We start from the raw sequence: 3,935 nt of genomic DNA on the forward strand, positions 1-3,935 counted from the left end.
GGTTCCAGCGCCGTGGTTCGGACCGGAGGAGGCCGGTTCTGGTAAGGCAGCGTCCAGGTCGCCGACAGGCACCACACGAACATCTATCCCAAAAATTGCGATCGCATCGGGAGGACTTCGAAGCTGTCGCCAACTTCAGGCACCGATGATGGGAAGCGACGCTGCGCGTGTCCGGCCAAAGTCGCTATAATGTCCAAGGTTGCATCCCAACAAAAAAGCCCGCCACCTTTCGGCGGCGGGCAGTCTCACAGGGGGAAAACACACTGAACGGGAACAGTGCCCCCTTCGAAGCTTGTTGATGCGAGAATGTTCCAGCGCGTCCGCCAGAATAGTTGAAAGCTCACATGGGAGATCCATGCTCTATGGGATGCGATTTTCAAACTGGCCACACAAACTGGCTATGATCGCCTCTGGAACGACGTTCTCTGCCGTAGGGCGTTCCTTGAGAGCCCGCCTAGCTGCCCCTGGACCTGACTGTTTCAATCGCTCTTTGTCTGACGACGGTCCCCTCATGGGTCGTCTCTCCAGGCTCGGCTCCGTCCCCAACCATCTCCGCCAGCCGGCTGAGGAAGTCCACCAAAGCAGCTTGCGGCTCGTCGATTTCGCCGACGACGACCGAAATGCCCCAACGTCCAAGCACGGCCTCCTCCACAGGGTTTCGGCTGGTCATGAAGATGAACGACGGCGGGCGATCTTTCTCATAGCCGGACCGATGCCACGTCTGCCAGAGACGGTGCAGCAACAACCGAATGTTTGGGTCGGAAAGGCTATAGCCAATGAAGAGGATCGTGCTGCCGAGTGCATCCGAGCGAAAACGCACGTCCAGCGGAGAATTGAAGGAGAGGCGATCAAGGTAGTCCGTCTCGGTGAGGACGAGGGAAGAATCCTCGTCGAAATCACCATGGAATTTGACGATGTGGGTAACGCCCTGGCGGGCCTGCGCCACATCGCGTGCATTGGCCACTTTCACGTAGTCCCGACCGTATATTTCATAAGCCAGTTCCAGGTTACGGTCATAATTGGTTGTGTAGATGACAGGGAAATCGAGCTTCACGATGAGACGATGCAACTCGGATTTCTCGATCCGGTCCTTGGGGACAGACCAATTTCGGTCCATCCAACTGCGAAGTGGCCCGATGCTGCCATGCTTGATCCGATAGTACTCGGCCAGGGTTTGAAAACGATCGCGTCGCATGGAAAATTCGTCGTCGACACCGAGCTCCTTTGCCATTCGCTCTATCAGCTTCTCCCAAGAAGGGAGTCCAACACTGATCGACACCCCTGCCCCAACAAACAGAATTGCGCTGCGGTGGTGAATTGCGTTGGCGAGCGAATCCACAGGGTCATCGTTCATGGCCAAGGCTTTCGAGGCCACGCGCGCAGGCAGACCCTAAAGGCGCTTGTTGTTTCGGTTGTCGATCTTGGAATGCAGCCAACCATCTGGAACCGCACGGCTCATGGCAGCCGCATTGTGGTTCGCTGCCAGCGACCGGCTCCTGTTTCTGCTTACCGGTCATGTGGATCCGCTTCTGCGCCAGCCACTTGCCGCGGCTTCGTTCCAGTCGCGCAATTGCTGAGAGCCTGCGTCGCTTCGGGCCAGGGAAGACGGCGAGAGGGTAGTTCATTGTCGTGACGGCGATGATTGTCATTGCGGCCTAAACACCCGTGGGCTGACATGTTCCTTGTGCTCGAAAATATTCCATGTGGTGCCTTCGCCAGAGCTACGGGTTCAATGCGGGAATGGTCTCGCGTCCAGGGTCGCGGCCCGCCTCGCCGAAAGCGGTGGCATTGCAGTGTGCGTGACCGTCACGGTATGCGGTCACCGCCTCTCCCCGGAATTCGACCACCTTGTTGACCACGACGATTTCCTGCACCTGCCTGTCTTCCTCCCTTCACATCTGATCGTTGTAGGGCTGCTTGGTTATCCCGACTTGCCTGGCCAGCTCGGCAAACGGTGGCACACCCGCTTCGAACTGTTTGGTGTTAGCCAACCGCAAAAGCCGCAAAGGAAAACAGACTGCGTCCCGGTTGGCGGGCGACATGTCCTCGAAGAGGCGCTCATCAGCCGTGAACGAGGCCTCCGCGGTTTTCAAAGCCATATCGATATCATCAACCGAAAGAAGGCCCCTCCGGACCAAGGCGTTATTGACGGCAGCGACCGCCATAAGCAAACCTTCCAATTGCAGGTTGGCGACGTTCATGGGCCATTGTCCTTCATATCGTTGGGCGCCCGTCTATCGATAATCCTGCTCCGGAAGCCTTGTGGCGTGCGGCGATGGGATTGCCGGCTTGCTAGAGCGTTTCGGCTGCGCGGCCGCGCCGGAACTGGCATCTGGTAGCGCCATGGCTTGGATCTCCGGCTGCTGGACAACTCTCCACATGCCTCGAGGTTCCGGATCGCCATGGCAACCTCGCAAGCAGAGGCAAGGCTTCAGCCGGAGCCAACAGCGTGTCTGTCGGCGAGCCATGGGCGGGAAATCTCGCGAATGGAACCGGAATACCACCACCGAACTCAGGCTGAGAAGTGCGTTCACCATAACCATGCCCTTTGAGGGTGGTCGCAACAAAAACTCTTCCGGTTCGGGCCCCTTGAAGTCGTCACGGACCTCGCCACCAAAGCCACCTCTTTTGCGCCGGCGCTTCAAATGCGATCAATCGGGTGGTTGCCAACTGCTCCTCGCGCGCTACCTGCTTCGCCCAAGCCGGGCGCGAAGGGTGGGAGCGTGCCTTCGGGGATCGAACAAATCCGGAGTGAACGTTGATCGCTCAATTCACCGCAGCGGGCGACGGACTTGCCTACGACATCTGCATTGTCGGAGGTGGCACTGTCGGCCTGGCCATTGCCGCGGCGCTCGAAAATGCAAAGCTACGCGTCTGCGTTCTGGAAGCGGGCGGCAGGTGGCAGACCAAGAGATCGCAGGAGCTCTACCACGGCATTGTCGCAGATCCCCTCGTCCACCCGCCTGTCCAGAATTTCCGGATACGAGCGCTGGGAGGATCGAGCCGAGCATGGGGTGGCCGCTGCGTGCCGTTCGATGGCATCGACTTCCAGAAGCGGGAATGGGTGTGCAATTCGGGCTGGCCGATCACCTATGAAACCCTGCTGCCCTACTACCGTCGGGCGCACGAGGTGATCGAGGTCGGGTCTTACGACTACGATCCAACAAGCGCGTTGCCTGGTTCTCGCGTTGAACTATTCGAGGGCGTCGACGGCGATTTGTTCAGGACCCGCCTGGAGCGGTTTAGTCGACCAACCAACGTGTGGAAACGGCTTTCCGGGTTGCTGCGGACTTCGCGTCATATCCACATCTGGTTAAACGCTGCGGCGACGGGAATTCGCCTGGCGCCGAACGGGCGTTGCGTCCACCACATCGACTGTGTTGACTTGAAGGGCACAAAGCGTGAGGTCACGGCTTGCCATTACATTGTAGCCGCCGGCGGCTTTGAGACCACCCGATTGCTACTTGCCTCGAATGATGTGATGCCAGCTGGTATCGGCAACGCCCGAGATCAGCTCGGTCGTTTCTATATGGCCCATCTGGGAGGCACAGTCGGAGCACTAAAGTTGCCGAACGCCCAGCAGGCGGTTGCTTTTGGCTACGAGCGGGACGCGGCCGGCATCTACTGCCGAAGGCGGCTGTCGCTCACGGAGCGAGCGCAGCGGGAGCATTGCTTGCTCAACCAGATCTTCCGCACCCATCTCCCAGATCCAGCCGATCCCAGCCACAACGACCCGATCCTCTCGGCGATGTATCTCGTGAAAAGGACATTTCTCCCGAAACACCTCAGAGGTCGGCAGCAGCATTCAGTGACGCTGGACCAAAAGCTCGCGCACGTTCAGAACGTCGTATCGTCGCCAGTGCGCCTCGGGCGCTTCGGTTTGCGCTGGATGGCGAACAGAACTTTCGCACGGCGAAAGCTGCCCTCCATCGTAT

At 58.9% G+C, this 3,935-nt stretch carries 4 protein-coding genes; 1 reads left to right on the top strand and 3 read right to left on the bottom strand.

Annotated features, from left to right (window positions below; genetic code table 11):
* Positions 1 to 454: 454 nt before the first annotated feature.
* The 3 genes from EN884_RS28605 to EN884_RS28610 form a co-directional block, all read right to left on the bottom strand.
* The gene (locus EN884_RS28605) at positions 455 to 1,354 is read right to left on the bottom strand and encodes an SIR2 family protein (protein WP_013525092.1); all 900 of its coding nucleotides are present in this window, start codon (positions 1,352 to 1,354) and stop codon (positions 455 to 457) included.
* A gap of 367 nt (positions 1,355 to 1,721) precedes the next feature.
* Complete coding sequence (locus EN884_RS38775; RefSeq protein ID WP_156949289.1) at positions 1,722 to 1,874, bottom strand: hypothetical protein; 153 nt, start codon at positions 1,872 to 1,874, stop codon at positions 1,722 to 1,724.
* An 18-nt stretch (positions 1,875 to 1,892) separates the two neighbouring features.
* Positions 1,893 to 2,201, bottom strand: coding sequence for a hypothetical protein (locus tag EN884_RS28610; RefSeq protein ID WP_027161855.1), 309 nt, complete (start codon positions 2,199 to 2,201; stop codon positions 1,893 to 1,895).
* A gap of 557 nt (positions 2,202 to 2,758) precedes the next feature.
* Between EN884_RS28610 and EN884_RS28615 the strand changes: the two genes are divergently transcribed.
* Positions 2,759 to 3,935 (top strand): FAD-dependent oxidoreductase (locus EN884_RS28615; RefSeq protein ID WP_164895201.1); only part of this gene is annotated, 1,177 nt, incomplete at its 3' end.

The organism is Mesorhizobium sp. M7A.F.Ca.AU.001.01.1.1 (genome assembly GCF_004022735.1).
Lineage (GTDB): Bacteria > Pseudomonadota > Alphaproteobacteria > Rhizobiales > Rhizobiaceae > Mesorhizobium > Mesorhizobium ciceri.

Coding starts and splice junctions, on each gene's coding strand:
- EN884_RS28605 (WP_013525092.1), bottom strand. CDS start 1,354: ATGAACGATGACCCTGTGGATTCGCTCGCCAACGCAATTCACCACCGC.
- EN884_RS28610 (WP_027161855.1), bottom strand. CDS start 2,201: ATGAACGTCGCCAACCTGCAATTGGAAGGTTTGCTTATGGCGGTCGCT.